Annotated in this window: 26 protein-coding genes and 1 pseudogene; 24 read left to right on the forward strand and 3 right to left on the reverse strand. The window is 63.9% G+C overall.

Going from position 1 to position 25445, the window contains the following annotated elements:
* Positions 1-25: 25 nt before the first annotated feature.
* From rplN to E3T39_RS09480, 20 genes are all read left to right on the forward strand, one after another.
* On the forward strand, positions 26-394 hold the full coding sequence (gene rplN, locus E3T39_RS09385) for a 50S ribosomal protein L14 (protein ID WP_092451145.1): 369 nt from the start codon (positions 26-28) through the stop codon (positions 392-394).
* A 2-nt stretch (positions 395-396) separates the two neighbouring features.
* The gene (gene rplX / locus E3T39_RS09390) at positions 397-756 is read left to right on the forward strand and encodes a 50S ribosomal protein L24 (RefSeq protein WP_134514671.1); all 360 of its coding nucleotides are present in this window, start codon (positions 397-399) and stop codon (positions 754-756) included.
* Positions 756-1361: a 50S ribosomal protein L5 gene (gene rplE / locus E3T39_RS09395; protein WP_134514673.1), complete on the forward strand. Its 606-nt coding sequence runs from the start codon at positions 756-758 to the stop codon at positions 1359-1361. The genes rplX and rplE overlap by 1 nt, the downstream gene beginning before the upstream one ends.
* 193 nt (positions 1362-1554) lie before the next feature.
* On the forward strand, positions 1555-1953 hold the full coding sequence (gene rpsH / locus E3T39_RS09400) for a 30S ribosomal protein S8 (protein ID WP_092107248.1): 399 nt from the start codon (positions 1555-1557) through the stop codon (positions 1951-1953).
* A 6-nt stretch (positions 1954-1959) separates the two neighbouring features.
* Positions 1960-2496 (forward strand): 50S ribosomal protein L6, encoded by a 537-nt coding sequence (gene rplF, locus E3T39_RS09405; RefSeq protein ID WP_092339429.1) that lies wholly within the window; start codon positions 1960-1962, stop codon positions 2494-2496.
* Between the two features lie 2 nt (positions 2497-2498).
* Positions 2499-2870 carry a 50S ribosomal protein L18 gene (rplR, locus tag E3T39_RS09410; protein WP_092107252.1) on the forward strand — a complete coding sequence of 124 codons (372 nt, stop codon included), beginning with the start codon at positions 2499-2501 and terminating at the stop codon, positions 2868-2870.
* The gene (rpsE, locus tag E3T39_RS09415; RefSeq protein WP_369827303.1) at positions 2867-3574 is read left to right on the forward strand and encodes a 30S ribosomal protein S5; all 708 of its coding nucleotides are present in this window, start codon (positions 2867-2869) and stop codon (positions 3572-3574) included. Before rplR ends, rpsE begins: the two co-directional genes overlap by 4 nt.
* Positions 3574-3756 carry a 50S ribosomal protein L30 gene (gene rpmD, locus E3T39_RS09420; protein WP_066597599.1) on the forward strand — a complete coding sequence of 61 codons (183 nt, stop codon included), beginning with the start codon at positions 3574-3576 and terminating at the stop codon, positions 3754-3756. The genes rpsE and rpmD overlap by 1 nt, the downstream gene beginning before the upstream one ends.
* On the forward strand, positions 3756-4334 hold the full coding sequence (gene rplO, locus E3T39_RS09425) for a 50S ribosomal protein L15 (protein WP_134514675.1): 579 nt from the start codon (positions 3756-3758) through the stop codon (positions 4332-4334). Before rpmD ends, rplO begins: the two co-directional genes overlap by 1 nt.
* 144 nt (positions 4335-4478) lie before the next feature.
* Complete coding sequence (gene secY, locus E3T39_RS09430) at positions 4479-5801, forward strand: preprotein translocase subunit SecY (RefSeq protein ID WP_134514677.1); 1323 nt, start codon at positions 4479-4481, stop codon at positions 5799-5801.
* Positions 5798-6394, forward strand: coding sequence for an adenylate kinase (locus E3T39_RS09435; protein WP_134514679.1), 597 nt, complete (start codon positions 5798-5800; stop codon positions 6392-6394). Before secY ends, E3T39_RS09435 begins: the two co-directional genes overlap by 4 nt.
* 152 nt (positions 6395-6546) lie before the next feature.
* Complete coding sequence (gene map, locus E3T39_RS09440; protein ID WP_134514813.1) at positions 6547-7329, forward strand: type I methionyl aminopeptidase; 783 nt, start codon at positions 6547-6549, stop codon at positions 7327-7329.
* 183 nt (positions 7330-7512) lie between these two features.
* Positions 7513-7734, forward strand: a complete 222-nt coding sequence (gene infA, locus E3T39_RS09445; protein WP_035834638.1) for a translation initiation factor IF-1 — start codon at positions 7513-7515, stop codon at positions 7732-7734.
* Positions 7735-7801: 67 nt separating this feature from the next.
* Positions 7802-7915: a 50S ribosomal protein L36 gene (rpmJ, locus tag E3T39_RS09450; RefSeq protein WP_035834639.1), complete on the forward strand. Its 114-nt coding sequence runs from the start codon at positions 7802-7804 to the stop codon at positions 7913-7915.
* A 157-nt stretch (positions 7916-8072) separates the two neighbouring features.
* The gene (gene rpsM, locus E3T39_RS09455; protein ID WP_092449488.1) at positions 8073-8447 is read left to right on the forward strand and encodes a 30S ribosomal protein S13; all 375 of its coding nucleotides are present in this window, start codon (positions 8073-8075) and stop codon (positions 8445-8447) included.
* A 45-nt stretch (positions 8448-8492) separates the two neighbouring features.
* Positions 8493-8891, forward strand: coding sequence for a 30S ribosomal protein S11 (gene rpsK / locus E3T39_RS09460; RefSeq protein ID WP_035834641.1), 399 nt, complete (start codon positions 8493-8495; stop codon positions 8889-8891).
* Positions 8892-9016: 125 nt separating this feature from the next.
* Positions 9017-10006 carry a DNA-directed RNA polymerase subunit alpha gene (locus E3T39_RS09465; protein WP_092107272.1) on the forward strand — a complete coding sequence of 330 codons (990 nt, stop codon included), beginning with the start codon at positions 9017-9019 and terminating at the stop codon, positions 10004-10006.
* 50 nt (positions 10007-10056) lie between these two features.
* Positions 10057-10602, forward strand: a complete 546-nt coding sequence (gene rplQ, locus E3T39_RS09470; RefSeq protein WP_134514681.1) for a 50S ribosomal protein L17 — start codon at positions 10057-10059, stop codon at positions 10600-10602.
* Positions 10603-10689: 87 nt separating this feature from the next.
* Complete coding sequence (locus E3T39_RS09475; RefSeq protein ID WP_134514683.1) at positions 10690-11733, forward strand: GNAT family N-acetyltransferase; 1044 nt, start codon at positions 10690-10692, stop codon at positions 11731-11733.
* A gap of 32 nt (positions 11734-11765) precedes the next feature.
* Positions 11766-12809 carry a GNAT family N-acetyltransferase gene (locus E3T39_RS09480; protein ID WP_134514685.1) on the forward strand — a complete coding sequence of 348 codons (1044 nt, stop codon included), beginning with the start codon at positions 11766-11768 and terminating at the stop codon, positions 12807-12809.
* A 3-nt stretch (positions 12810-12812) separates the two neighbouring features.
* Here the strand turns inward: E3T39_RS09480 and E3T39_RS09485 are convergent, their stop codons facing one another.
* The gene (locus tag E3T39_RS09485) at positions 12813-14714 is read right to left on the reverse strand and encodes an acyltransferase family protein (RefSeq protein WP_166784097.1); all 1902 of its coding nucleotides are present in this window, start codon (positions 14712-14714) and stop codon (positions 12813-12815) included.
* Between the two features lie 146 nt (positions 14715-14860).
* Between E3T39_RS09485 and truA the strand changes: the two genes are divergently transcribed.
* From truA to glmM, 4 genes are all read left to right on the forward strand, one after another.
* Positions 14861-15811: a tRNA pseudouridine(38-40) synthase TruA gene (truA, locus tag E3T39_RS09490; RefSeq protein WP_241979630.1), complete on the forward strand. Its 951-nt coding sequence runs from the start codon at positions 14861-14863 to the stop codon at positions 15809-15811.
* Positions 15812-15943: 132 nt separating this feature from the next.
* Positions 15944-16390 carry a 50S ribosomal protein L13 gene (gene rplM, locus E3T39_RS09495; RefSeq protein WP_104083755.1) on the forward strand — a complete coding sequence of 149 codons (447 nt, stop codon included), beginning with the start codon at positions 15944-15946 and terminating at the stop codon, positions 16388-16390.
* A gap of 50 nt (positions 16391-16440) precedes the next feature.
* Entirely contained in the window at positions 16441-16926 is a 486-nt protein-coding gene (gene rpsI / locus E3T39_RS09500; protein ID WP_134514689.1) for a 30S ribosomal protein S9, read from the forward strand.
* Between the two features lie 19 nt (positions 16927-16945).
* Complete coding sequence (gene glmM / locus E3T39_RS09505) at positions 16946-18307, forward strand: phosphoglucosamine mutase (RefSeq protein WP_134514691.1); 1362 nt, start codon at positions 16946-16948, stop codon at positions 18305-18307.
* Positions 18308-18485: 178 nt separating this feature from the next.
* On the opposite strand, the pseudogene pulA reads toward glmM, so the two are convergent.
* Positions 18486-24229: pseudogene (gene pulA, locus E3T39_RS16715) on the reverse strand (pullulanase-type alpha-1,6-glucosidase).
* A 232-nt stretch (positions 24230-24461) separates the two neighbouring features.
* Positions 24462-25418 carry a type I pantothenate kinase gene (gene coaA, locus E3T39_RS09515; protein ID WP_134514693.1) on the reverse strand — a complete coding sequence of 319 codons (957 nt, stop codon included), beginning with the start codon at positions 25416-25418 and terminating at the stop codon, positions 24462-24464.
* Positions 25419-25445: the final 27 nt, after the last annotated feature.

The following is a 25445-nucleotide window of genomic DNA, read 5'->3' on the forward strand; positions in this document are numbered from 1 at the left end:
TTACTTGACGTAAAGGAGTTATAAAGTGCTTCAGCAAGAATCACGAGTCAGGGTTGCCGACAACAGCGGCGCCAAGGAACTCTTGACCATCCGTGTTCTCGGTGGCTCCGGCCGCCGTTACGCGGGCCTCGGCGATGTCATCGTCGCGACGGTCAAGGATGCAATCCCCGGCGGCAACGTCAAGAAGGGTGACATCGTCAAAGCTGTCATCGTTCGCACCAAGAAGGAGACCCGTCGTCCAGACGGCTCCTACATCAAGTTCGATGAGAACGCAGCAGTGATCTTGAAGGCAGACGGTGACCCCCGCGGCACCCGAATCTTCGGACCGGTCGGTCGCGAGCTTCGCGACAAGAAGTTCATGAAGATCATCTCGCTGGCACCGGAGGTTATTTAATCATGGCCAGAATCAAAAAGGGTGACCTCGTTCAGGTCATCAGCGGCCGCAGCCAGGCTCGCGGCGGAGACCGTGGCAAGCAGGGCAAGATCATCTCCGTCGACGTCGAGAAGAACCGTGTCCTCGTTGAGGGCATCAACTTCGTGACCAAGCACGTTCGTGTTGGCCAGACCCAGCGCGGCACCAAGACGGGCGGCATCGAGACCTTCGAAGCCCCCATCCACGTGTCCAACGTTGCCATCGTCGACCCGGAGACCAAGAAGCCGACCCGCGTCGGCTTCCGCCAGGAAGATGTAACGAAGGACGGCGTCACCAAGACGGTCCGCATCCGTTACGCCAAGAAGTCAGGGAAGGACCTCTAATGACTGACACCGCAGTTGTTGAAGGCACTGTGGGCGCTGCGCCCGTCAAGGCCCTGCCGCGTCTGAAGCAGAAGTACCGCGATGAGATCAGTGCCAAGCTCTCGACGGAACTCGGCTTCACCAACGTGCACCGCATCCCCACCCTGACGAAGATTGTCGTCAACATGGGTGTCGGAGAAGCAGCACGCGACGGCAAGGTGATGGACGGTGCGGTTTCTGACCTCACCAAGATCACCGGCCAGAAGCCGCAGGTCACCAAGGCTCGCAAGTCCATCGCGCAGTTCAAACTGCGTGAGGGACAGCCCATCGGCGCCCACGTCACTCTTCGTGGCGACCGCATGTGGGAGTTCCTGGACCGGCTGCTCAGCCTGGCCCTTCCTCGTATCCGTGACTTCCGCGGTCTGTCCGACAAGCAGTTCGACGGTGCGGGCAACTACACCTTCGGTCTGACCGAGCAGGTCATGTTCCACGAGATCGACCAGGACCGCATCGACCGCGTTCGCGGTATGGACATCACGGTCGTCACGACTGCGAAGACCAACGACGAGGGTCGCGCGCTTCTCAAGGCGCTCGGCTTCCCGTTCAAGACGGACGACGTCAAGTAACAAATTCAACTAGAGTTGGGAGCTTGCGCTAAGCAGGCTCCCAACCCAGGTTGGTACCGCCCGCTGAGCAGGTAAACACCGGGCGCACATAGATTTTCACCCCGGAAGCCGATCAACCGATCGGTTTCCCCACCACCACAGGTCGTCATTCGTGTAACGGATGGGCGAAACCAGGCGAGAAAGGCACCACAAAATGACAATGACAGATCCGGTCGCAGACATGCTGACCAGACTGCGCAACGCGAACTCGGCGTACCACGACACCGTGTCCATGCCGCATAGCAAATTGAAAGCGCACATCGCTGACATCCTCAAGGCTCAGGGTTACATCTCCGCCTGGACCGTCAAGGATGCAACAGTAGGCAAGACCCTCACGCTGGACCTCAAGTTCGGTCCGAACCGCGAGCGTTCCATCGTAGGCATCAAGCGGGTTTCCAAGCCCGGCCTGCGCGTGTACGCAAAGTCGACCGAGATCCCCACGGTTCTCGGCGGCCTCGGCGTTGCCATCCTGTCCACCTCCAGCGGTCTGCTCACCGACCGCCAGGCTGAGAAGAAGGGCGTAGGCGGAGAAGTTCTCGCCTACGTGTGGTAACTGAGAATGTCACGTATTGGAAGACTCCCCATCCCGATCCCCGCTGGGGTAACGGTTGTGGCTGACGGCCAGGCCGTCTCCGTCAAGGGCCCGAAGGGCGAGCTCGCGCTCGTTGTTTCCAACCCCATCTCGGTGTCGATCGAGGACGGTCACGTTCTCGTCACCCGTCCGAACGACGAGCGCCAGTCGCGTTCGCTGCACGGTCTGACCCGCACCCTGATCAACAACCAGATCATCGGCGTAACCGTTGGTTACACCAAGGGACTTGAAATCGTCGGTACCGGTTACCGCGCGGCGCAGAAGGGCACCTCTGTTGAGTTCGCCCTCGGCTTCTCGCACCCGGTCGTCGTCGAGCCGCCCGTTGGAATCGTTTTGACCGTTGAGAGCGTCAACAAGCTCACGGTCAGCGGAATCGACAAGCAGGCCGTCGGCGAGGTTGCCGCCAACATCCGTAAGATTCGCAAGCCAGAGCCCTACAAGGGCAAGGGTGTGCGTTACGCCGGCGAGATTGTTCGCCGCAAGGCCGGAAAGAGCGGTAAGTAACCATGGGACTCGGAACTAGAGGCAAGAGCAAGGCCGCAGCCCGCGGACGTCGTCACACACGTCTTCGTAAGAAGATCGAGGGAACGGCGCTTCGCCCGCGCCTCGTCGTCACGCGCTCCGCTCGCCACGTATTCGTGCAGGTCGTCGACGACAGCAAGGGTTTCACCCTTGCGTCGGCATCCACGCTCGAAACGGACTTGCGCACCTTCGATGGTGACAAGACCGCCAAGGCCCGCAAGGTCGGTGAGCTTGTTGCTGAGCGTGCGAAAGCCGCCGGCATCGAAGCCGTTGTATTTGACCGTGGTGGCAGCAAGTACGCAGGACGCGTCGCAGCCATCGCTGAAGGAGCTCGAGAGGGTGGATTGAACCTGTGAGCACTGAAAAGATCGAAACCACAGCACCTGTTGCTGCCGTTGCCGAGGCGCCGGTTGAAACCGCTGCCTCCACCACCCCGCCGCAGAACGAGCCTCGCGAGGCTCGTCGTGGTGGACGTGAGCGCAACCCGAACAAGGACCGCGGAAGCCGCGATGCCGACAAGAGCCAGTTCCTGGAGCGCGTCGTCACCATTAACCGTGTATCGAAGGTCGTCAAGGGTGGTCGTCGCTTCAGCTTCACCGCTCTCGTCGTCGTCGGTGACGGTAACGGCCTGGTCGGCGTTGGATACGGTAAGGCCCGCGAGGTCCCGACCGCTATCTCCAAGGGCGTTGAAGAGGCAAAGAAGAACTTCTTCCGCGTTCCTCGCGTTGGCCTGACCATCCCGCACCCCGTGCAGGGTGAGGCCGCAGCCGGCGTCGTTCTGCTTCGTCCGGCAGCAGCAGGTACCGGCGTTATCGCCGGTGGCCCGGTGCGCGCCGTACTCGAATGCGCTGGCATCCACGACGTGCTGAGCAAGTCGCTCGGTTCGTCGAACACCATCAACATCGTGCACGCCACGGTTGAGGCACTGCACCAGCTCGAAGAGCCGCGTGCGGTTGCGGCCCGCCGCGGCCTCGCCTACGAAGACGTTGCTCCGGCTCGTTTTCTTCGTGCCGACGCTGCTGCAGCTGCAGCGGCTGCAACCGCGAAGGCAGGTGCCTGATGGCCCAGCTGAAGATCACACAGATCAAGTCCAAAATTAGTGAGAAGCAGAACCAGCGCGACACTCTTCGCAGCCTGGGTCTTCGACGCATTGGCGCCGTCACGATCCGCGAGGACAACTCGCAGAACCGTGGCTACGTCAACACCGTCGCTCACCTCGTAAAGGTCGAGGAGATTGACTAATGGCTGACGAGAAGGAAGCTACCAAAGTAGCCGACAAGCCTGCCACAAAAAAGGCCGCTGCCCCCAAAAAGGCTGCTGCCCCTAAAAAGGCTGCTGCACCGAAGAAGGCCGCTGTTGCAGCGGAGCCTACTGAGCCCCGCGAGCACGTGCTGAAGGTACACCACCTTCGCCCGGCGCCCGGAGCGAAGAAGGCCCGCCAGCGCGTTGGCCGTGGTGAAGGATCCAAGGGTAAGACTGCGGGTCGAGGCACCAAGGGCACGAAGGCACGCTACAGCGTGCGCGTCGGCTTTGAGGGTGGGCAGATGCCTCTGCACATGCGCACCCCGAAACTGCGTGGATTCAAGAACCCGTTCCGCGTCGAGTACCAGGTTGTCAACCTGGAAAAGCTCGAACTGCTTTACCCGGACGGCGGCGATGTCACCATCGCCAGCCTGATCGCCAAGGGTGCAGTTCGTGACAACGAAAAAGTCAAGGTTCTCGGAACCGGTGACATTACCGTTAAGCTGAACGTGACGGTCGACAAGGTCTCTGCTTCAGCTGAGCAGAAAATTGTCGCCGCGGGTGGATCTGTAAAGTAAGTCCGTAGACGCTCAGTCGAGCTTGTCGAATCCGTCAATCGAGTAAATCGTTTGGTGTGATTCGACAAGCTCGATCGTTTTAAGTCGAGTTGCCGCTCTATATCGATCTGCACTGTCGATCTGCGTAAAAATCTGGAGGCCTTTTTGTTCAGCGCCATTGCGCGGATCTTCCGCACACCCGACCTTCGCAAGAAGATCGGCTTCACCCTGGGCATCATTGCTCTGTTCCGCTTGGGCTCGTTCGTTCCGACGCCATTCGTGGACTTCGCCAACGTGCAGTTGTGTCTCGCAGCCAACCAGGGCACGAGCGGCCTCTACGAGCTCGTCAACCTCTTCAGCGGTGGCGCTTTGCTCCAGTTGAGTGTCTTTGCACTCGGAATCATGCCGTACATCACGGCCTCGATCATCGTGCAGTTGCTGCGCGTGGTCATCCCGCACTTTGACACCCTGTACAAGGAAGGTGCCTCGGGCCAGAGCACCCTGACCCAGTACACCCGCTACCTGACGATCGCCCTGGGCATTCTGCAGTCGACCACGCTCATCACGGTGGCGCGCAGCGGCGCCCTGTTCGGTACGTCCGCCAGCACCGAATGCACGCAGCTGATCACCAACGACGCCTGGTACGCCATCATGCTCATGGTCATCACAATGACCGCCGGCACCGGCGTCATCATGTGGATGGGTGAGCTCGTCACCGAGCGCGGCGTCGGCAACGGCATGTCACTCATGATCTTCATCTCGATCGCGGCGCTGTTTCCCGGCTCGCTCAGCGCTATCGGCCAGCAGCAGGGACCCGATACCCTCATCATCGTGCTGATCGTCGGCGTTCTGGTGGTCGCCGGCGTCGTCTTCGTTGAGCAATCGCAACGAAGAATTCCCGTGCAGTACGCCAAACGCATGGTTGGGCGACGCACCTACGGCGGCAACAACACGTACATTCCGATCAAGGTCAACATGGCCGGCGTGATTCCCGTGATCTTCGCCTCCTCGCTGCTGTATCTACCGGCCCTGCTGGCGCAGTTCAACCAACCGGCAGCGGGCGTTGAAGCCCCCGCCTGGGTGGTGTGGATCTCGCAGAACCTCACCGGTGGCGATCAGCCGCTGTACATGGCCATGTATTTCTTGCTCATCATTGGTTTCACCTACTTCTACGTGGCCATCACGTTCAACCCTGAAGAAGTCGCCGACAACATGAAGAAGTACGGTGGGTTCATTCCCGGCATTCGGGCTGGCCGCCCGACCGCCGAGTACCTCGACTTCGTGCTGACGCGCATCACCCTTCCAGGCTCGCTCTATCTGGGCCTGATCGCACTGATTCCGCTTGTCGCATTCTCGGTTGTCGGTGCCGACCAGAACTTCCCGTTCGGCGGCGCGAGCATTCTCATCATCGTCGGCGTGGGGCTCGAGACGGTCAAGCAGATCGACTCACAACTGCAACAGCGACACTATGAGGGGCTTCTCAAATGACGCGCTTACTGTTGATCGGCCCACCCGGTGCGGGCAAGGGTACCCAGGCCGAGCGCCTTGCTCTCGCTTTTGCTATTCCTGCAATTTCCACCGGGGACATCTTTCGATACAACGTGACCAACGAGACCCCGCTCGGACTCGAGGTCAAGTCGTACATGGATGCTGGCGCCTACGTGCCGGATACCCTCACCAACGCGATCGTCGCAGACCGACTGAAAGAAGCGGATGCCGCGAGCGGCTTTCTGCTCGACGGGTACCCGCGCACGACCGATCAGGTCGCTGAGCTCGACCGTCTTCTCGTTGCTGAGGGCACGCAGTTGGATGTCGTCGTGCTGATCACGGCCGACACCGACGAAGTTGTCGCCCGGCTGCTCAAGCGTGCCGCCGAGCAAGGCCGCGCCGACGACACGGCCGACGTCATCCGCCACCGCCTGGACGTCTACGCCGAGCAGACCGCTCCGTTGATTGATGTCTACAGCGCCCGCGGCCTCGTCGTCACGATCGACGGACTCGGCGCCGTTGAGGTCGTCACAGACCGCATTCTCACCGCGCTGGCCGAACGTGGTCTGCGCGCCAGCCCTACCACGCTCTAACCCCGTTCCACCGTTTCGGGCCGGGCCTTGCGGCTCGGCCCATCATCATGTGAACAACCATAAAAATATCGCTCCCCTGTTCGGAGCTAGTTTGTAGGAAATCAGTGAGTCTTCGACGTTCCATCTACAAGAATCCGGCCCAGCTGCGCCTCATGGTGGCACCCGGCCTAGCCACCGCGGCGTCGCTGGCTGCGGCCCGCGCGGCAATGGTTGTCGGGGCGACAACGCTCGACCTTGATGCTGCGGCTGAGGCGGCCATCGTCGCCCTCGGTGGCAAGCCCAACTTCAAGCTGGAACAGGGATACCACCACACCGTGTGCGCGTCGGTGAACGATGACGTCGTGCACGGCATCCCCTCCGCTCGCCGCCTGGGTGCCGGTGACATCGTGTCGATCGATAGCGGCGCGATCATCGAGGGTTGGAACGGTGACGCCGCGTTCAGCTTCGTGCTGCCCGACGCGACGCGCCCCGATCTCGTGGCGGAACGCCAGAAGCTCTCCAACGTGACCGAGCAGTCGCTGTGGCACGGCATCGCGCGCCTGCACACCGCCCGCCACCTCAACGAGGTTGGCGAAGCCATTGAGGACTATGTGGAGTCGCAGGGCAGCTACGGCATTCTGACGGATTATGTCGGCCACGGCATCGGCCGGTCCATGCACGAAGATCCGCCCGTGTTCAACTACCGCGTGCGCCAGAAGGGGCCAGCCGTGAAGCCGGGGCTCGTGGTAGCCATCGAGCCGATGGTCGTGCTCGGGTCGATCGACACCTACACCCGCGAAGACGACTGGACCGTCGCGACGAGCGACGGCAAGGCGGCAGCGCACTGGGAACACAGCGTCGCCGTGCACCAGGACGGCATCTGGGTGCTCACTGCCGACGACGGTGGGGCTGCCGGTCTGGCCCAATTCGGCATCGTGCCCGTTCCGATTCCTTAGCCGCACCGGAGCAGCGGATGGGTACCGCGACCCGCACGCATCCGGGCGATTATAGGACTGAATTGCCAAAAGGCAATCTCATACCATAAGATTGATCCTTGGTGTCTGGTGTCGCCCTTTTCGGGCGTGTCCGTACATCAATCCAGCAATGACCAGCAATCAATACAGAGCGACAGTGAGGGTATGGCCAAAAAAGACGGTGTCATCGAAATTGAGGGCGCAGTAGTCGAAGCTCTGCCCAACGCGATGTTTCGCGTTGAGCTGTCAAACGGCCACCGAGTTCTTGCCCACATCTCGGGCAAGATGCGTCAGCACTACATCCGCATCCTCCCGGAGGACCGCGTGATCGTTGAGTTGAGTCCTTACGATCTGACCCGTGGCCGGATCGTCTACCGCTACAAGTAACGGCTGCTGTAAGTAACGGCCCTCGGCATCCCGAGGGTACGAAGACAGCGAAAAACAAGGAATCACCATGAAGGTCAAGCCCAGCGTCAAAAAGATCTGTGACAAGTGCAAGGTCATCCGCCGTAACGGCAACGTGATGGTCATCTGCGAGAACCCGCGTCACAAGCAGCGCCAGGGTTAAATCCCGTCGCGACTCGTCGCTTCAAGATTTGCCTGAGTACACGCACTTAAATAAGCACAGTTAGATAGCAGTTCCGGGAGCCCTGCGGGGTGACACCATCGGCTGGAGGCCGATGTACAGGAGCTGTTACAGACCTCCATCACTAACAGGAGACACAATGGCACGTCTAGCCGGCGTCGACATCCCGCGCGATAAGCGCGTGGAAGTTGCATTGACTTACATTTACGGTGTTGGCCGTACGAGGGCCCTCAAGACCCTCGCCGACACTGGAATCGACGGAAACATCCGCGTCAAGGATTTGAGCGACGACCAGCTCGTCCTTCTCCGCGACTACGTCGAGGGTACCTTCAAGGTTGAGGGTGACCTCCGCCGTGAGGTTGCCGCTGACATCCGCCGCAAGGTTGAAATTGGCAGCTACGAGGGCATTCGCCACCGCAAGGGCCTGCCCGTTCGCGGTCAGCGCACCAAGACCAACGCTCGCACCCGCAAGGGCCCGAAGCGCACCGTAGCCGGCAAGAAGAAGGCGCGCTAGGCCCCGGCCTAGCCCGCTAACGCCTTTAGGATTCAGGAGAAATTCATGGCACAACCCAAGTCGGCCGTACGGAAGCCGCGTAAGAAAGAAAAGAAGAACATTGCTGTGGGCCAGGCCCACATCAAGAGCACCTTCAACAACACGATCGTGTCGATCACCGACACGACCGGAGCCGTCATCAGCTGGGCCTCTTCTGGCCAGGTTGGTTTCAAGGGTTCGCGCAAGTCGACCCCCTTCGCCGCACAGCTGGCCGCCGAGTCGGCCGCCCGCCAGGCGCAGGAACACGGCATGAAGAAGGTTGACGTCTTCGTCAAGGGACCCGGCTCAGGCCGCGAAACCGCGATCCGTTCACTCCAGGCCGCTGGCCTCGAGGTCGGTTCGATCAACGATGTGACGCCCCAGGCTCACAACGGATGCCGTCCGCCGAAGCGCCGCCGCGTCTAAAGCACACGCTGTCATCTCGACGGGCTCGGCTGTAGCCGGGCCCGTCGGAACTCTTTTCTTTCACTTTTCACTCTCTCGTCATTGCAAGTGTCATATAGCGGACACTTAGCCGAAAGGAATCAACAGTGCTTATTGCACAGCGTCCAACGCTCACCGAAGAGAACATCTCGGAGTTCCGTTCACGGTTCATCATTGAGCCGCTCGAACCTGGCTTCGGCTACACCCTCGGCAACTCGCTTCGCCGTACTCTGCTCTCGTCGATCCCGGGCGCTGCTGTAACCAGCATCCGTATCGATGGCGTGCTGCACGAGTTCAGCACCGTTCCCGGTGTGAAGGAAGATGTCACCGAGATCATCCTGAACATCAAGGGCCTCGTCGTCTCGAGCGAGCACGACGAGCCCATCACCGCTTACCTGCGCAAGCAGGGAGCCGGCCAGGTTACCGCCGCTGACATTTCGGCTCCGGCCGGCGTCGAGGTGCACAACCCGGAACTGGTTATCGCAACCCTCAACGACAAGGCGAAGTTCGAACTCGAACTGACCATTGAGCGTGGCCGTGGTTACGTCTCCAGCACCCAGAACCGCAACGAGTTCTCCGAAGCCGGCCAGATTCCGGTCGACTCGATCTACTCGCCCGTGCTCAAGGTGACCTACCGCGTCGAGGCAACTCGTGCCGGAGAGCGCACTGACTTCGATCGCCTCGTCGTTGACGTGGAGACCAAGTCGGCTATCTCCCCGCGCGACGCGATCGCATCGTCCGGTCGCACCTTGACCGAGCTGTTCGGTCTGGCCCGCGAGCTTAACACCGCTGCCGAGGGCATCGAGATCGGCCCCGCGCCGGTTGACGCTGTGCTCTCGACCGAGCTTTCGATTCCGATCGAAGACCTCGACCTGTCGGTGCGCTCGTACAACTGCCTCAAGCGCGAAGGCATCAACAACGTCAGTGAACTGGTCGCCCTGTCGGAGACCCAGCTGATGAACATCCGCAACTTCGGGCAGAAGTCGGTTGACGAAGTGAAGGACAAGCTCGTTGAGCTCGGCCTGTCCCTGAAGGATTCGGTTCCCGGATTCGACGGCGCGCACTTCTACAGCGGCTACGAAGAAGAGACCATCTAAGGCTCGCGCTTCAACGCTGCCTTTCGATTTTTTGATACTGGAGATTACCAATGCCTAAGCCCACAAAGGGCCCCCGTCTCGGTGGCGGCCCGGCGCACGAGCGCCTCATGCTTGCGAACCTGGCCGCGGCCCTGTTCACCCACAAGTCGATAAAGACGACCGAGACCCGTGCCAAGCGCCTGCGTCCGCTCGCCGAGCGCATGGTGCAGTTCGCCAAGCGCGGCGACCTGCACGCCCGTCGTCGCGTTCTCGCGACGATTACAGACAAGACCGTTGTGCACGAGCTGTTCACTGTCATCGCCCCGCAGGTCAACGAGCGTCAGGGCGGTTACACCCGCATCACGAAGCTCGGTTTCCGCAAGGGCGACAACGCGTCCATGGTGCAGATGGAGCTCGTTCTCGAGCCCCTGGTTCCCAAGGTCAAGCGCTCCAAGACAGCGACCGTTGCCGCGACCCCCGTCGGGTCCGAAAACGTTGTTGTCGACGACGTCGTTGCTGACGACGTTGTCGTCGACGAGACCGTCGTAGCTGAAGATGTTGTTGCAGACGACGTTGTTGCCGAAGATGCAGCAGCCGACGAGGCCGACACGAAGTAGCACCACCACCGAGGGAGGGCCAACGAATGTTGGCCCTCCCTTTTTTGTGTATCCGCCCGTCTCGCTTGACGAAGATAGGGTTGAGACATGGATCAACGCGAGACTTCGCTGGGTGAGCGCATCGGGATCGCCCCGGCTCCGGTACTTCCGGTGCACCCGGACGTCACGACCTGGCGAGCGGCCAGCACCGACGACATCGACGGTATTTGGCAGCTGCGCCGCGCCATGGGCGAGGTCGACCACCCCAACTACCTCACGGCCCGCGGCGCGATTACCGCCGACTTCGGCTACTCGCATTTTCATCCGGAGCTCGACTCGCTCGTTGGCCTCGACCAGGCCGGCCGCATCATCGCGGTCGGTATGGTCATGTTCCCGCCCCGACAGGTGACTCTGGTGCGCTCGATGCCGATCGGCGGGGTGCACCCGTCGTTGCGCGGCCGGGGCATCGGCCGTCAACTGTTGACCTGGCAGCTCGGTCGCGCCAAGCAGCAGCTCGCTTCGTCGGCCAAGGCCCTGCCCGGTTGGATCCTCACCTATGCCGACGAACGGTCACCGCAGAACGCGGCCCTGTTTGAGCGCGGGGGTCTGGCCCTCACGCGCTACTTTCTTACCCTCGAACGATCGTTGGATGCCCCGGTGCGCGTCGTCGACGCGGCCGCCGGCATCCGCATTGCCGCCTACACCGCCGAGGCCTCGGCCGCGGTGCACGCCGCCCGCGATGACGCCTTCATGGACCACTGGGGCAGCCAGCCGATGAGTGACGAGAACTGGAACGCCTTCGTCGGCGGACAGTGGTTTCGCCCGGACCTCTCGTTTGTGGCCTACGGTACCGATGAATCCGGCACGGAACAGGTGGTCGGCTTTGTGCTGTCGACCGCGAACGAGAATGTCTGGGCCACCCAGGGGTTCACCGGTGGTTACATCGACCTGGTCGGTGTTTTGAGCGGATGGCGAGGCCGCCACATTGCCCAGTCCCTGCTGGCCGCCCAACTGGCCGCCGGGCAGGCTCTCGGGCATGAGCGGGTGACCCTCGCGGTCGACTCGGCCAGCCCCACCGGGGCTCTCGGCCTCTACACCGGCATGGGATTCGTGCCCACGCACCGCAAGATGGCGTACACCCTCACGTTCTAGACCGAACCGGTCGCGCGTCAGTAGGGTGGAGCATGATCGATCACTCGAGGCCCCTCTCTGCGCGTGTCACCGCGCCCGCACAGCTGCCCGCACCCGTCCACGCCGATGTCGCAGTATGGCGCCCGGCAACGGCCGCCGATATCGACGCGATCTGGCAGCTCGAAATAGCGATCGGCCGCTCAGATCACCCCAACTACGTTCGTGAGCGCGATGAAGTTAGCGAGGCGTTTACCTTCTCGTTCGTTGACGTTGACGCCGACACCCTCGTGGGTTTTGACGCTGACGGGCGCCTCGTCGCCCACGGTCTCGTGTTACTCCGACCGGGGCAGGAGACACTGGTGAAATCCAACCTCGGCGGCGGGGTACTGCCCGAAATGCGCGGCCGCGGCATCGGTCGCGAGCTGCTGAACTGGCAGATAGCCCGCGGTAAACAGCAACTGGCGACCTCAGACAAGCTACTGCCCGGCTGGATCACCACGTTCTGTGACGAGCGTGCCCCGCAGAACGTCAGCCTCTATGAACGATTCGACCTCGCATGCACCCGATACTTTCTCTCGCTCGACCGCATCCTCGCCGAGCCGATTCGTGAATTCGTGCTGGCGGAGGGCATCCGTTTGGCTGGTTATACGCCGGAGTTGTCGAATGCCGTGCACGCGGCGCGCGACGCGGCATTCATGGACCACTGGTCAAGCCAGCCGATTCCCGACGAAAGTTGGAACGCCTATGTGACCGGCCCCTCTTTCGTCGACGAGCTCTCGTTCGTCGCGTTGGGAACGGAACCCGACGGTAGTGAGCACGTCGTCGGCTTCATCATGTCGAGCGTCAACGAACAGGACTGGGCGGCGGCTGGCTACCGCAGCAGCTATATCGGCCTGGTCGGTGTGCTGAGCGGATGGCGAGGACGACATATCGCGCAGGCCCTGTTGGCCGCGCAGCTGGCCGCCAGCCGTGCCGTCGGACACGAGCGCGCGACCCTCGACGTGGACTCGGCCAGCCCGACCGGTGCGCTCGGGCTGTACACGGGCATGGGCTTCTTCGCCACCAACCGGGAGTTGGCTTTCGTGCTCGAGTTCTGATTCTCAGCGGTAGGGCGGCGGACTGGGCGCGTCGGGATCGCGCTGCAGCCAGCTGTTGTCGAGCAGCGGAGGTACCGCGGCGAGACGTTTGAGCGCGGCCTGTACCTCGTCGGCGTACAGCTGGCCTCCGGTTGGGCCGGGATGGACGTGATCGCCGGCCAGCAGGTCGAGCCGCCCCGCGATAGTGTCGTGCCAGTTCGCGAGCTCGACCCGGCGGTTACCCGCTGCGAAGTCGGCGAGTGTGGCGTTGACTTCGGCGGTCCAATCGCGTTCGGCGTAGGCGTTCACGAGCACAAGCTGCCGGTCTGGCCCGAGGATACGCAGAATCCCGGTGAGTTCGTCGGTCGTGATCGGTCCGTTGGTGCCGAGCCCAATCACCACAACCGGCTGCAGTTGGCCTGCCGCCTTGAGTGCCACCAATATGTCGTCTGCGGAATACATCCCGCGGGAGACCGAGGCGTCAACGGTCATGCCCGCAAACGTGGCCTGTAATTCCGGCGCCGAGGCGAGCATTACCGAGTCGCCGATGGCCGTGATCGGGCTCTCGGTCAGGGCGGGAACCCCTGCGGCCAGCCGCGCTGCCTCGGTGGCCGCAGCCTGCGCGACGGCCCGCGCCGCAGCATCCATTGCCCGCTGACCCCGTTCGATGCGCAGTTGCGCTGAGGTCTGCGCTGGCGCTGCGACAACGGCGCCCGTGGTGCCGCCGACCAGCAGCAGCGATAAGGCGGTCGTCGCCGCAACCAGGCGGCGGCGGTGGGTGGGCCCGGTCCACAGCGCAACGATTTGACGGATGCTGCCGCGCACGCCGACTCGCCGGATCGGCAATTCCAGCCAACGGTAGGACATACCGGCCATGGCGAGGGTGATGACCGTGGAGACCAGTCCGATCGGCAGCAGGCTGCCGGCCGGGGACGACGCCGGCCAGAGCAACTGCACCAGCACGAGCACCGGCCAGTGCCACAGGTAGATGCCATAGGAACGCTCACCGAGGTAGCGCAGCGGGGCCGCGTCGAGCAGTCGCCCGAACTGGCCGCCGCGCACGCCCGCCCAGATGGCGACGGCCGTGGCCAGGCTCACCGCGACGAGGCCGCCACGATAGGTGGCGGTGCCGTCTTCCGGCAGCCAGAGGGCGAACGCGACAATCGCCAGTACGGCCGCGCCGCCGAGCCATGGTCGCAGCCGGGGCAGCTCGTTGCGCTGCCCGCTCGGGCGGCGCAACAGCAGGGCCAGGGCGGCACCGGCGAACAGCCCGAAGCTGTGCGTGTCGGAGCCGTAGTAGACCCGGGTAGGGTCAGCTCCGGGCTGGTACAGCAGGCCCATCCACAGGGCCGACGCGACGAACAGCGTGGTGACCAGGGCTAGCCGCAGGCGCGCGCGACGAATCAGCAGCACGGCCAGCAGCAGCAGTGGCCAGACCAGGTAGAACTGTTCCTCCACGGCAAGCGACCACAGGTTGCGCAGCAGTGGCGGTTGGTTGGCGCTGAAATAGCTCGCGTCGCCCGCGATTGATACCCAGTTGTAGCCGAAGGTTGTGGCCCCCACCAGTTGCGCGCCGAGGCCGACGAGGACATCGCCGCCGATCAGGAAAGCGATGGTGCAGCTAAACAGGACGACCGGAATGAGTGGGGGTACCAATCGGCGGGCACGCCGCTGCCAGAACCGGCGCAGGGAGATGCGCCCGGTGCGGGTGTGCTCAGAAACGAGCAGACCGGTGATCAGAAAACCACTGATCACGAAGAAAACGTCGACGCCGATGAAGCCGCCCGGCAACGTCGCCGGAAAGAAATGGTAGATCGCGACGGCGATGACGGCGAGGGCGCGCAAGCCGTCGAGGCCGGCCAGGCGACCCGTGCGCGGGAAGTTTTCCGGCCCCAGCACCGGCGTGTTCGCGGGTCCGATTGTCAAGGTCGTCGACCGAGTCCTCCCGGTGAACGGGAACAAACGCGGGGAGCGGGTCATGGGCAATACGGGGTTTCTTTGGCACTCATTATGGGGGTGGGCCGAGGGCCGGTTTCAACGATAACCCGAGCGCGCCGCCTAGGCTTACCCTCGTGAATCTTTTCGTGCCCCGCGCCGCGAATGCAGCGCTGGGCTCCACGCGCATCCGCCTTGACCTCGCCTACGACGGCACCGATTTTACCGGTTGGGCCCGCCAGCCGGGCTTTCGCACCGTTCAAGCCGACATCGAAAATGGGCTTGCCGGCATTCTGCAAAGTTTTCCTCCGCATCCCACGCTCATCGTTGCCGGCCGAACGGATGCCGGGGTGCACGCCCGCGGTCAGGTCGCCCACTTCGACCTCACCGCCGAACAGGCCCACTCCCTGGTGCGCATCCAACGTGGAACCGGAAACCGCCCGCCGGTCGACCTCGGCACCGCCGTGCTGCGCCGCCTCGGTGGAATCCTCGTCACCAAACCCGACATCGTGCTGCGCCGCGCCACGGTCGTGCCAGGCGGCTTCGATGCCCGGTTCTCGGCTCTGTGGCGCCGTTACGAGTACCGCATTGCCGACCCCAAGGGCCTGCACGACCCCCAGCAGCGCATGCGCACGACGTGGCATCCGTTTAAGCTCGACCTCGCCGCGATGGACGCCGCAGCGGCGACCCTGGTGGGTCTGCACGACTTCGCCGCGTACTGCAAGCCGCGGCCGGGAGCTACGACCATTCGAACCGTGCAGGACTTTCGTTGGCACCGCGACGACGACGGATTGGTCATTGCCAGCATCAAAGCGGATGCCTTCTGCCACAGCATGGTGCGCGCCATGGTCGGTGCCTGCGTGGCAGTGGGGGAGGGGCGCCTCGACGGCAGTACCCTCGCGCATCTGCATTTCGACAAGCACCGCATCAGCGCGTTCAAGGTGATGCAGGCGCACGGCCTCACCCTCATCGACGTCGGTTACCCCGATGACGCTTCATTGGCGCAGCGTGCCAGCGACACGCGCAACCGGCGCTCACTGCCGACGGCTGTCCAAGTTGCGTCGGAGGTCGGAGCCGACTATCGTTGACCCTTGGTGTCTGTGCGTTGCAGCGCGGCACCCGAACGTGAGCCCTCCATCGACAGTGTTCTCATCACGCGAACACGCCCGGAGCGGGATTCACGAACACCTCCGTTCGAAAAAGAAGAAAGCAGCACAACAGTGACGCGCACTTACACCCCCAAGGCAAGCGAACTCCAGCACGACTGGGTTGTCATCGATGCCACCGATATCGTTCTCGGACGTCTGGCCAGCCACGCGGCAATCCTGCTGCGCGGCAAGCACAAGGCCACTTTCTCCCCGCACATGGACGGTGGCGACTTCGTCATCATCGTCAACGCCGAGAAGGTTGCCCTCACCGGCAAGAAGCTCGACCTGAAGATCGCTTACCGCCACTCGGGTTACCCGGGCGGCCTCACGGCGACCAACTACTCCGAGATGCTCGAGAAGCACCCGACCCGTGCGGTTGAAAAAGCGATTCGCGGCATGCTGCCGAAGAACTCGCTCGGTCGCGCCCAGCTCACCAAGCTGAAGGTTTACGCCGGCCCTGAGCACCCGCACTCCGCTCAGCAGCCCACGCCGTACACCCTCAGCCAGGTCGCGCAGTAGCGCCGGCAACCAGACTTCTCGACTCTTAGACAAAAAGGATTCCCATCATCGTGGCGAAGATCGCAGACCAGATTGACCAGGCTCCGGAGAGCTACTCCACCGAGACTCCGGCCGAAACCGCAACCAAGGCGCCCCGCGCCGTTCTCAACGTTCCCGGCGCAGCCGTCGGCCGTCGCAAGCAGGCCATCGCCCGCGTGCGCATCGTCCCCGGCTCCGGCACGATCGTTGTCAACGGCCGCGAGTTCGCCGACTACTTCCCGAACAAGCTGCACCAGCAGCTGATCAACGACCCGTTTAAGGTTCTTGACCTGCTCGGCTCGTACGATGTCATCGCCCGCATCACCGGTGGTGGCCCGTCCGGCCAGGCCGGCGCGCTTCGCCTCGGCATTGCACGCTCGCTCAACCTGATCGACGAAGAGAACAACCGCGCCATCCTCAAGAAGAACGGCTTCCTCAGCCGCGACGCTCGAGTCAAGGAGCGCAAGAAGGCCGGACTCAAGAAGGCCCGTAAGGCGCCTCAGTTCAGCAAGCGCTAACCGGATAGCCGACGACGATATGACTCGTCTGTTCGGCACGGACGGCGTTCGGGGCCTGGCCAACCGTGATCTCACGGCTGGCCTGGCCCTGAGCCTTGCCCAGGCCAGCGCCGCCGTTCTCACCACGGGGCGTCGCGCCCAGGCACGGCTCGCCGCCGACCAGCGGCCCGTTGCCGTGGTCGCCCGTGATCCGCGAATTTCCGGTGAGTTCCTCACCGCTGCCGTATCGGCCGGACTGGCCTCGAGCGGTGTCGACGTGCTCGACGCCGGGGTCATTCCCACGCCCGCCGCAGCCTTCCTGATCAACGACATCGGCGCCGACTTCGGTGTGATGATTTCTGCCTCACACAACGCCGCGCCCGATAACGGCATCAAGATCTTCGCCTTTGGCGGAACCAAACTTCCCGACGACGTCGAGGACCGTATCGAGTCCTACATCGGACGCGACACCCTCATGCCGATCGCCGGCGACGTCGGACGCATCCGTCGTTTTGCCGATGCTGAAGACCGCTACGTGGTGCACCTGCTCACGACGCTTCCGCACCGCCTCGATGGCATTCACGTCGTGCTCGACTGCGCCCACGGCGCCGCCGCCGGCGTCTCACCGCAGGTGTTCACGGATGCCGGTGCTCGCCTCACCGTGATCGGCGCTGACCCCGACGGTCTCAACATCAACGACGGCGTGGGGTCGACCCACCTCGACAACCTCGCCAAGGCCGTGCTCGAACACGGTGCCGACGTCGGAATCGCCCACGACGGTGATGCCGACCGGTGCCTCGCGGTTGACCACGACGGCAACATCGTCGACGGCGACCAGATCATGGCGATTCTCGCCGTGTCGATGGCCGAACGCGGAGTGCTGAAAGACCGCACGCTCGTGGCGACCGTCATGAGCAACCTCGGCTTGCGCAAGGCGATGGCGGCCAACGACATCACCGTGGTGCAGACCAAGGTCGGCGACCGGTACGTGCTCGAAGAACTCAACGCCCACGGGTATTCGCTCGGCGGCGAACAGTCCGGTCACGTCATCATGACCAAGTTCGCCACCACGGGCGACGGCATCCTCACCGGGTTGCACCTCGTGGCCGAAATGGCGCGCACCGGTAAGACGCTCGCCGAACTGGCGTCCGTTATGACGGTGTACCCGCAGATTCTGGTAAACGTGCGCGGTGTCAACCACACGGGTCTCGGCGCCGATGACGTCATCGCGCAGGCGGTACTCGCTGCTGAAGCCGAACTCGGCGACACGGGTCGTGTGCTGCTGCGCCCCTCCGGCACCGAGCCGATGGTACGGGTCATGGTGGAAGCGGCCGAACAGGCCACCGCCGACCGTCTGGCGAACTCCCTCGCTGACGTAGTGCGCGAGCGCCTGCCCCTCTAGCCCTACTGGACGGGGCCCGGGCCCCGTCCATGGGCCCAGTCTATAAACTGGGCCAGAGGACGGGGCCCAGGCCCCGTCCAAACACGGCGCGCGCTTACGTGGGGGGCAGACCTCGCGCGACAGACCATCGGGTACGCTCCGGGCCCGGAGCGTGAGTGCGACGCCAGCCCGCTCCCGGCTACTTCCCCCGCTTCTTCTGGTCGTCAACGAGCACCGCCACGGTGCGGGCAGGCACGGTGACCGTGCCGGATGCCCGGTCCCAGGTGGTGGTCTTGACCACGGCATCCGTGCCATTGGCCTGGATGCTGCTGAGCGTGTAGGTCATGCCGGCCAGGTCCGGCACGGTGATCGTCTGCGGCTCGGGGCTCGCGTTGAACACAGTGATCAGCCCGTCGAGGCTGCAATCGACATCCGTGCCGACGGTGTCGTCGATGCGCATGACGATGACACCGGGGATGGCGGTAGGTCCGCTGGCCGGGAAGCTCAGCTTCCGCGTGATGAGCGTGGCATCACCGAGCCGGAACAGCTCGATCGACTGCTTGAGCCGAAGCAGGTCCTTGGCCTGGCTCGACGCCGCGGCGATGTCGGCCGGTGTCGGCACGAGAGCCGGGTTTTCCAGCAACGGGCGCTGGATGTCCCACTTGTCTTCGTTGGAGCCCGCCGACGGCAGCCCCACCCCGAAGTTGTTCGTCTGGCCGGTCCAATCGAGGCGGTTGAACCAGTCGCCGGCGTTGTAGCTATCCCGGTCGAGGGACTTGGAGCGCAGCAGATCGGTGCCGGCGTGCCAGAGCGACGGAGCCTGGGACAGGGTCGCGGTCGCCAGGGAGAGGGTGTTCATCCGCACGCGGTCGGTCATCGCCGAGTCGGCCGGCATCTTGAGGGCGAGAAGGTCGAAGAGCGTCTCGTTGTCGTGCGCGTCGACGTAGTTGATGACCTCGGCCGGCTGGTCGGCATACCCGGCCGGTGACCCGTTGTAGCCCATTTCGTCGCCGCGCTTGACGGTTCCGTCGGCGGTCACGAAGCTGAAGTCCCGCAGATTCGCGGCCAGTCCGAGTCGCACGAGGTCGCTGGCCTGGGTCAGCTGCTCGAGCGCCTGCTCTGGCGTGCCGTTGATGGCCGCACCGTTTGGGTCGGTGCCGAGACCGGTGCCGAAACCCTGCTGCTGCACAGTACTGCCATCGACGGGGCTGCCGCCGTGCACGGCGTCACGCAGTCGGTCGTTGAAGGTACCGATGCCGGTGCCGCCGAGCTGACCCTGCGTTGCCTGCTCGAACAGGGCGTTGTCGGCTACCTCGCCGAAGTTCCAGCCCTCGCCGTAGAGGTAGATCGCCTTGCCGTCGACGCCGTCCTTCTTCTCGGTGAGCTGGTTGAGGGCCGCCCGCACCGCAAGCAGGTTGGCCGTGGAGTGGTGCCCCATGAGGTCGAACCGAAAACCGTCGACCTTGTATTCCCGGGCCCAGAGCACGGTCGAGTCGACCATCAGCCGTTCGGCCATCTGGTGTTCGGTGGCCACGTTCTGACAGCAGGTTGACGTTTCGACCGCGCCGAGCGGGTTCAGCCGGTGGTAATAGCCCGGTACGACCCGATCGAGCACCGACGTGGCGGCCTGGCCGCTGGCGTTCGTATGGTTGAAGACCTTGTCAAGCACGACCTGCAGGCCGTCCTCGTGCAAGGCCCCGACCATGCCGCGGAACTCGGCCACTCGTGCCCCGCCGCGCGGGTTCACCGCGTACGAGCCCTCTGAGGCCTGGAAATGCAGCGGGTCGTATCCCCAGTTGAAGCCATCGGCGTCGGCCGTGGCTTGAATGCAGGCCTGCTGCTCGGGTGAGGCCGGACCGAACGATTCGAGGTCGCACGCAGGTAGGGCCTGCGCAGCGCGGTCTTCCTCGATGGTGGCGATGTCGAACGTCGGCAACAGGTGCACGGTGTTCAGCCCGGCATCCGCCAGCTCGGCCAGGTGCCTGGTACCGGCACTGTCCACATCGAATGCGCCATAGGTGCCGCGCAGGGCTTCGGGCACGGTCTCGTCGGAAATCGAGAAGTCCCGAACGTGCAGCTCGTAGATCGACCGGTCGACGGGGTTGTTGATCGTGGGCGACTCGGCCTTCTCCCACTGCTTGGGCCGGTAGTCCTTGTTCGCGAGGTCGACGAACACCGATCGCGTGGAGTTGGTCGTCAGCGCCACCGAGTACGGGTCGGTGACCTGGTTCACTTCGATGGTGCCCGTGCTGGGTGCGAACACCGTCACTTCAAACATGAAGGATGCGTCGACCCAGTCCTTGGTGCCGATCGCCGACCAGGTGCCGTCCTTCTGGCGCTTGAGGGTGACCCGCTCGGGTTCGGCGGCATCGCCGGCGGTCCAGACGAGCAGGTCCACCTTCTGCGCCGTCGGCGCCCATAGTGCGACGGTCGGCCGTTTCTTCGACCAGGTCACACCGAGCGTCGTGGAGGCCGCGGCATCCGCGTAGAGGTCATCGAGCACGCCGGGCAGTTGCACCCCGGTGAGCGCGGTGAGCACCCCGTCGGATCCGGCCTGGCTGACCTGCAGCTGCGTGGTCAGTAGCCGCTCGACGGCGGCGCGGTTCGTGTCCACGGGTCGCAGCACTACGGAGTGCGCCAGTGCCGGGAACGACGACTTCTGCGCGTCGGTCAGGCCGGCCGCGTCGTAGGCGAGTTTCACGGTATCGCCGCCGGTCACTGCACCGTCTGCGAGCGTCAGCGTGGCGTCGGACGAGGAGTGCAGGGCGTAAACCAGGTCGGCGGGGTCGGCGTTGACCGGCAGCAGGTCGCGCGGCCAGGCCAGCGTCTTGTCGTCGATCCACTGGGCCCGCTGGGCGCCGGTACCGGCCAGCGGTTGGCTGGCGGTCTCAATGGTGAGTACGTGGCTGGCCAGATCGTAGCTGAAGGCGGTCGCTTCTCCGTCGGTCACAGTGAAGCCGATGTTGGCGCCGTTCGGCGCGCCGTTCGCGCCGTAGTTCTCGTTCCAGCCGAGATTGTGCGCCACCTTGCCTTCGTAACTGCCGGTGGGCAGGCTGCTGGTGTTCCAGGTGAGGATGCCGTCACCGTCGACGTCCTGCAGCCACGTGGCGAGGCAGTCGGGTGTCCAGTCCGCGGGACATCCGGCCTCCTCCTGGAAGGAACCGGCGGCTACGACGATCGGGCCCTGCGCGGTGTTCTGGAAGAAGTTGTTGCGGGGGTCGAAGTAGAAGGTGACCGGTCCGCCAGGCGCGGTGAAGGAGACGTTCGAGCCGTTCGGCACGCCACCGGCCCCGTAGTTGATGTCCCAGGATCCGTTGATCGCGATCTTGTATTCGTAGGTTCCGGCCGGCAGATCGAAGGTGCCGGCGTAAATGCCGTCGGCGCGCTGGGTGAGCCTGGCTGCCTCGCAGCCGGGCTGCCAGTCGCCCGCACAGCCGATCTCCGAGTCCAGGTCACCGGCCACGGTGACGAGGTCGACGGCGGGCGCCGGGGTGCCCGTTTCGGCCAAGGTGACCGCGTTGCCGACGGATGCGAAGGTGGAGGCGGCCGCACGCTGGCCCGCAGCATCCGTGGTCACCGCCCGGTACTCAACCAGGGTGCCGTCGGCCAGACCGGCCGTGTCGTGGAAGACCCGGGGGGTGGTGTCCTCGGCGGTGCCGAGGGGGGTCCAGTCGGGCGAGCCGACAACGCGCCACGCGAAGCCGGTCTCGGCCCAAGTTGAGTCGTCGACCGTGGCGCCTACGGGTGACACTCCGGATACGCCGGCGCCAGCCATCGGGGCGGCGACCGTGATCGCGGTGGCGGCGGTGGGCGCCGTGACCGTGCGGTCGGCGACGAGCACGACCGACCCAAGCGCGGGTACGGTCACCTCGAGTTCACCGGTGGAGGTGGCGGTGGTAGCGGCTCCGGCTCCGTACAGCACTGAGAAGGCCGCGCTGTCGGTGAGGGTGGGAACAGTGACGGTCTTGGCTGCGGCGGAGTTGTTGACGGCGACGAGGTGTTCGATCTTCTCGGTGCGATCGACCCGGCTGAAGGCGTAGACGCCGGACCCGGTGTCGGCGTAGCGCTCGATCTGGGCGCCGGTGGCCAGGGCCGGGTGCGCCGTGCGGAGCGCGGACAGCGCGCTGATATGGGTGTACAGCGGAGCATCCGCATCGACCTGTCGACCGAACCCGCCGTCTCTCCCGTGATCAACGGCTGGTCGGCGTAGTCGGCAACCTGGCTGGCGAACAGGGACTGGCGAGAGTCCTTGTCACCGCCGGTACCGGCGAAACCCTGCTCGTCGCCGTAGTACACGACGGGCTGGCCGCGGGTGAGGTACATCAATTCATGGGCGAGCTTGTCGCGTTGCACCGGCGAATCGGAGGTCTTCAGAAACGAACCGATGCGACCCATGTCGTGGTTGCCGAGGAAGGTCGGCAGGGCGTAGGCGTTGGAATCGGGGGTGGTGTAGCGGTCGTCGCTGGCGTACAGCTGGCTGAGTCCCTTGGCCGAGTTGCCGGCTGCGAAGCTCGTGGCCTGTGACTGGAATCCGAAGTCGAGCACCGAGCTGAGGTCGGTGTCGCGCACGTAGGGCGAGGTCTTGGCGGCATCCGCGTCGTAGACCTCGCCGAACATGAAGAAGTCAGGCTTGCCCTGAGCGTGTGCGTAGTCCCGCACCGCGGTCGACCAGGTCTGCCAGAACTCGAGGTTGACGTGCTTGACGGTGTCGATGCGAAAGCCGTCGATGCCGAAGTCGACCCAGGTCTTGTAGATGTCGATGAAGCCGTCCACGACGGCTGGGTTTTCCGTCATCAGGTCGTCGAGGCCGGAGAAGTCGCCGTCGAGGGCGCTTTCTCCCTCGAAGGTCGAGTCACCGCGGTTGTGGTACAGCGTGGGATCGTTCAGCCAGGCTGGCACCTTGCGATCGGCATTGGCCGGGGTCACGGTCGGTGTGTACGGGAATGACGTGTCATCGAGCTCGGGAAAGTTGTCAGTGCCCGCGTAGTCGGCTGGGTCGAAGGCGTCGCCCGCTGCGGTCATGTAGGGGGACGTGGCCTTGTCAATGTAGGCGTAGGTCTTCTCCGCGTTGTCGATCAGGTCGGCGGTGTGGTTGGTGATGATGTCGAAATAGACCTTGATGCCGCGAGCGTGCGCGTCGGCGATGAGCGCCTCGAGTTCGGCGTTGGTGCCCAGGTGCGGATCGATCCGGGTGAAGTCGGTGCTCCAGTAGCCGTGGTAACCGGCCGAGGCGTTGGCCCCCTCACCCTGCACAGGATTGTTCATGAACGAGGGGGTGAGCCAGAGGGCGGTGGTGCCGAGCCCCCGAATGTAGTCGAGGGATGAGCGGAGGCCCGCGAGGTCGCCGCCGTTGTAGAAGCCCTTGTCGGTCGGGTCGAAGCCGGAGACCATCGGGTCGGAGCCGAGGCCGGCGGTGTTGTTGCTCGGGTCGCCGTCCTGGAACCGGTCGGTCATCACGAAGTAGAACTGCTCGTCGCTACCGGGCTGGCGGATGGGCTCCGTCGCCAGCGAAGCATCAGCTTCTGAGTACGGTCCGGCCAGGGACAGCGCTTGCAGCCCGACCCGTTTCTGGGCGAGGTCGAAGCTGAATCGCAGGGTGCTCTCGCCCGCGATGGTCAGCGGGATGTTGTCGGCGCCGCCGTCCAGGCCGTAGGTGACGTCCCAGCTGTCGTCGAGGGCTACCTTGTACTCGTAGCTGCCCGCGGGGAGGGTGAAGTCCGCCGCCCAGATTCCCTCGGTGCCGGTCGGGATCAGTTCGGTAGCCGCGCAGGCCGGCGCCCAGTCTTCGCTGCAACCGAGCTCGTTCTGCAGGCTGCCGACGAGGGCGACGGTCGGCGTGGCCGCTGCCGCTGCACCGGGGGCGAAGACGAGGCTGGAGGCGAGAATCGCCCCTGAACCGATCGTGGCCAGGACTCGGCGTGCGGTGATCTGGGTAGTCAGCATTGACTTCCTTCATTCGGCGCCGGACGGCGCAAAGGACAACGATCAGACGCTACCCCTCATCGGGAACAGACTGCAAGCGTTTGCACGCATTGCACGCATTGCACGCATTGCACGCATTGCACGCATTGCACGCAGTGCACGCATTGCTCGGTGGATCACCCGGTCGTAAAAATCACGGCCAACCGGCCAGCCACGTTGCGGGGCCTCAAAGGGCTCGGCCAACGGTTACCGGTCAGACCTTGCGCAACAGCACCTTGGAGACGGCGTGCGTGGGGTCCTTGCGCAGTACCAGGGTCGCGCGAGACCGGGTAGGACGAATGTTTTGCAGCAGGTTGGGCTGGTTGATACTGGTCCAGATACTCCGCGCCTTGCCGCGCGCTTCATCTTCGGTGAGCGCCGCGTAGCGGTGAAAGAACGAGTTGGGGTTGGAAAACGCCCCGCGCTGCAGCTTCAGAAATCGTTCCTCATACCAGCGGGCAATGTCCTGGGTACGAGCATCCACATAGATGGTGAAGTCAAACAGGTCACTGACCGAAAGACCGTGCCCCGGGGCGGGAGGCTGCAGCACGTTGAGGCCCTCAACGATAAGAACGTCGGGCTGTCGCACCACGATCTGTGCGTCGGGCACGATGTCGTAGCTCAGGTGCGAGTAAAACGGTGAACGCACTTCCGGGGCGCCGCTCTTGACGGCGCTGACGAACCGCAGCAGCGCACGCCGGTCGTAGGACTCCGGAAATCCCTTGCGCTCCATCAGACCGCGGCGGTTCAGCTCGGCGTTGGGAAACAGAAAGCCGTCGGTCGTGACGAGTTCAACCCGGGGAGTGTCGTCCCAACGGGCGAGCATCTCGCGCAGCAGCCGGGCGGTGGTCGACTTGCCCACCGCTACCGAGCCGGCCACACCGATCACAAACGGGGTGGGACGAGCCCGTTCGCCCAGGAATCCACTGGTGGCACGGTGCAGGGTGCGGGCATTCGCCGCGTACAGGTTGAGCAGCCTGCTCAATGGAAGATAAACATCCGTCACCTCGTTGATGTCGAGGGGCTCGCCGATGCCGCGCAACTGCACGATCTCGGTCTCTTTGAGCGGCAGCATAGTGGTCGGCGCGAGGGCAGCCCAGTCAGCTCGGTCGAGTTCCACAAAAGGGGTACCGTGACCGTTCATTGCAGGGGCCAGCACCGGATCGGACATTCCCCCAAGCTTAGTCCGACTAAAATT

The sequence above is a fragment of the Cryobacterium suzukii genome, assembly GCF_004403185.1.
Lineage (GTDB): Bacteria > Actinomycetota > Actinomycetes > Actinomycetales > Microbacteriaceae > Cryobacterium > Cryobacterium suzukii.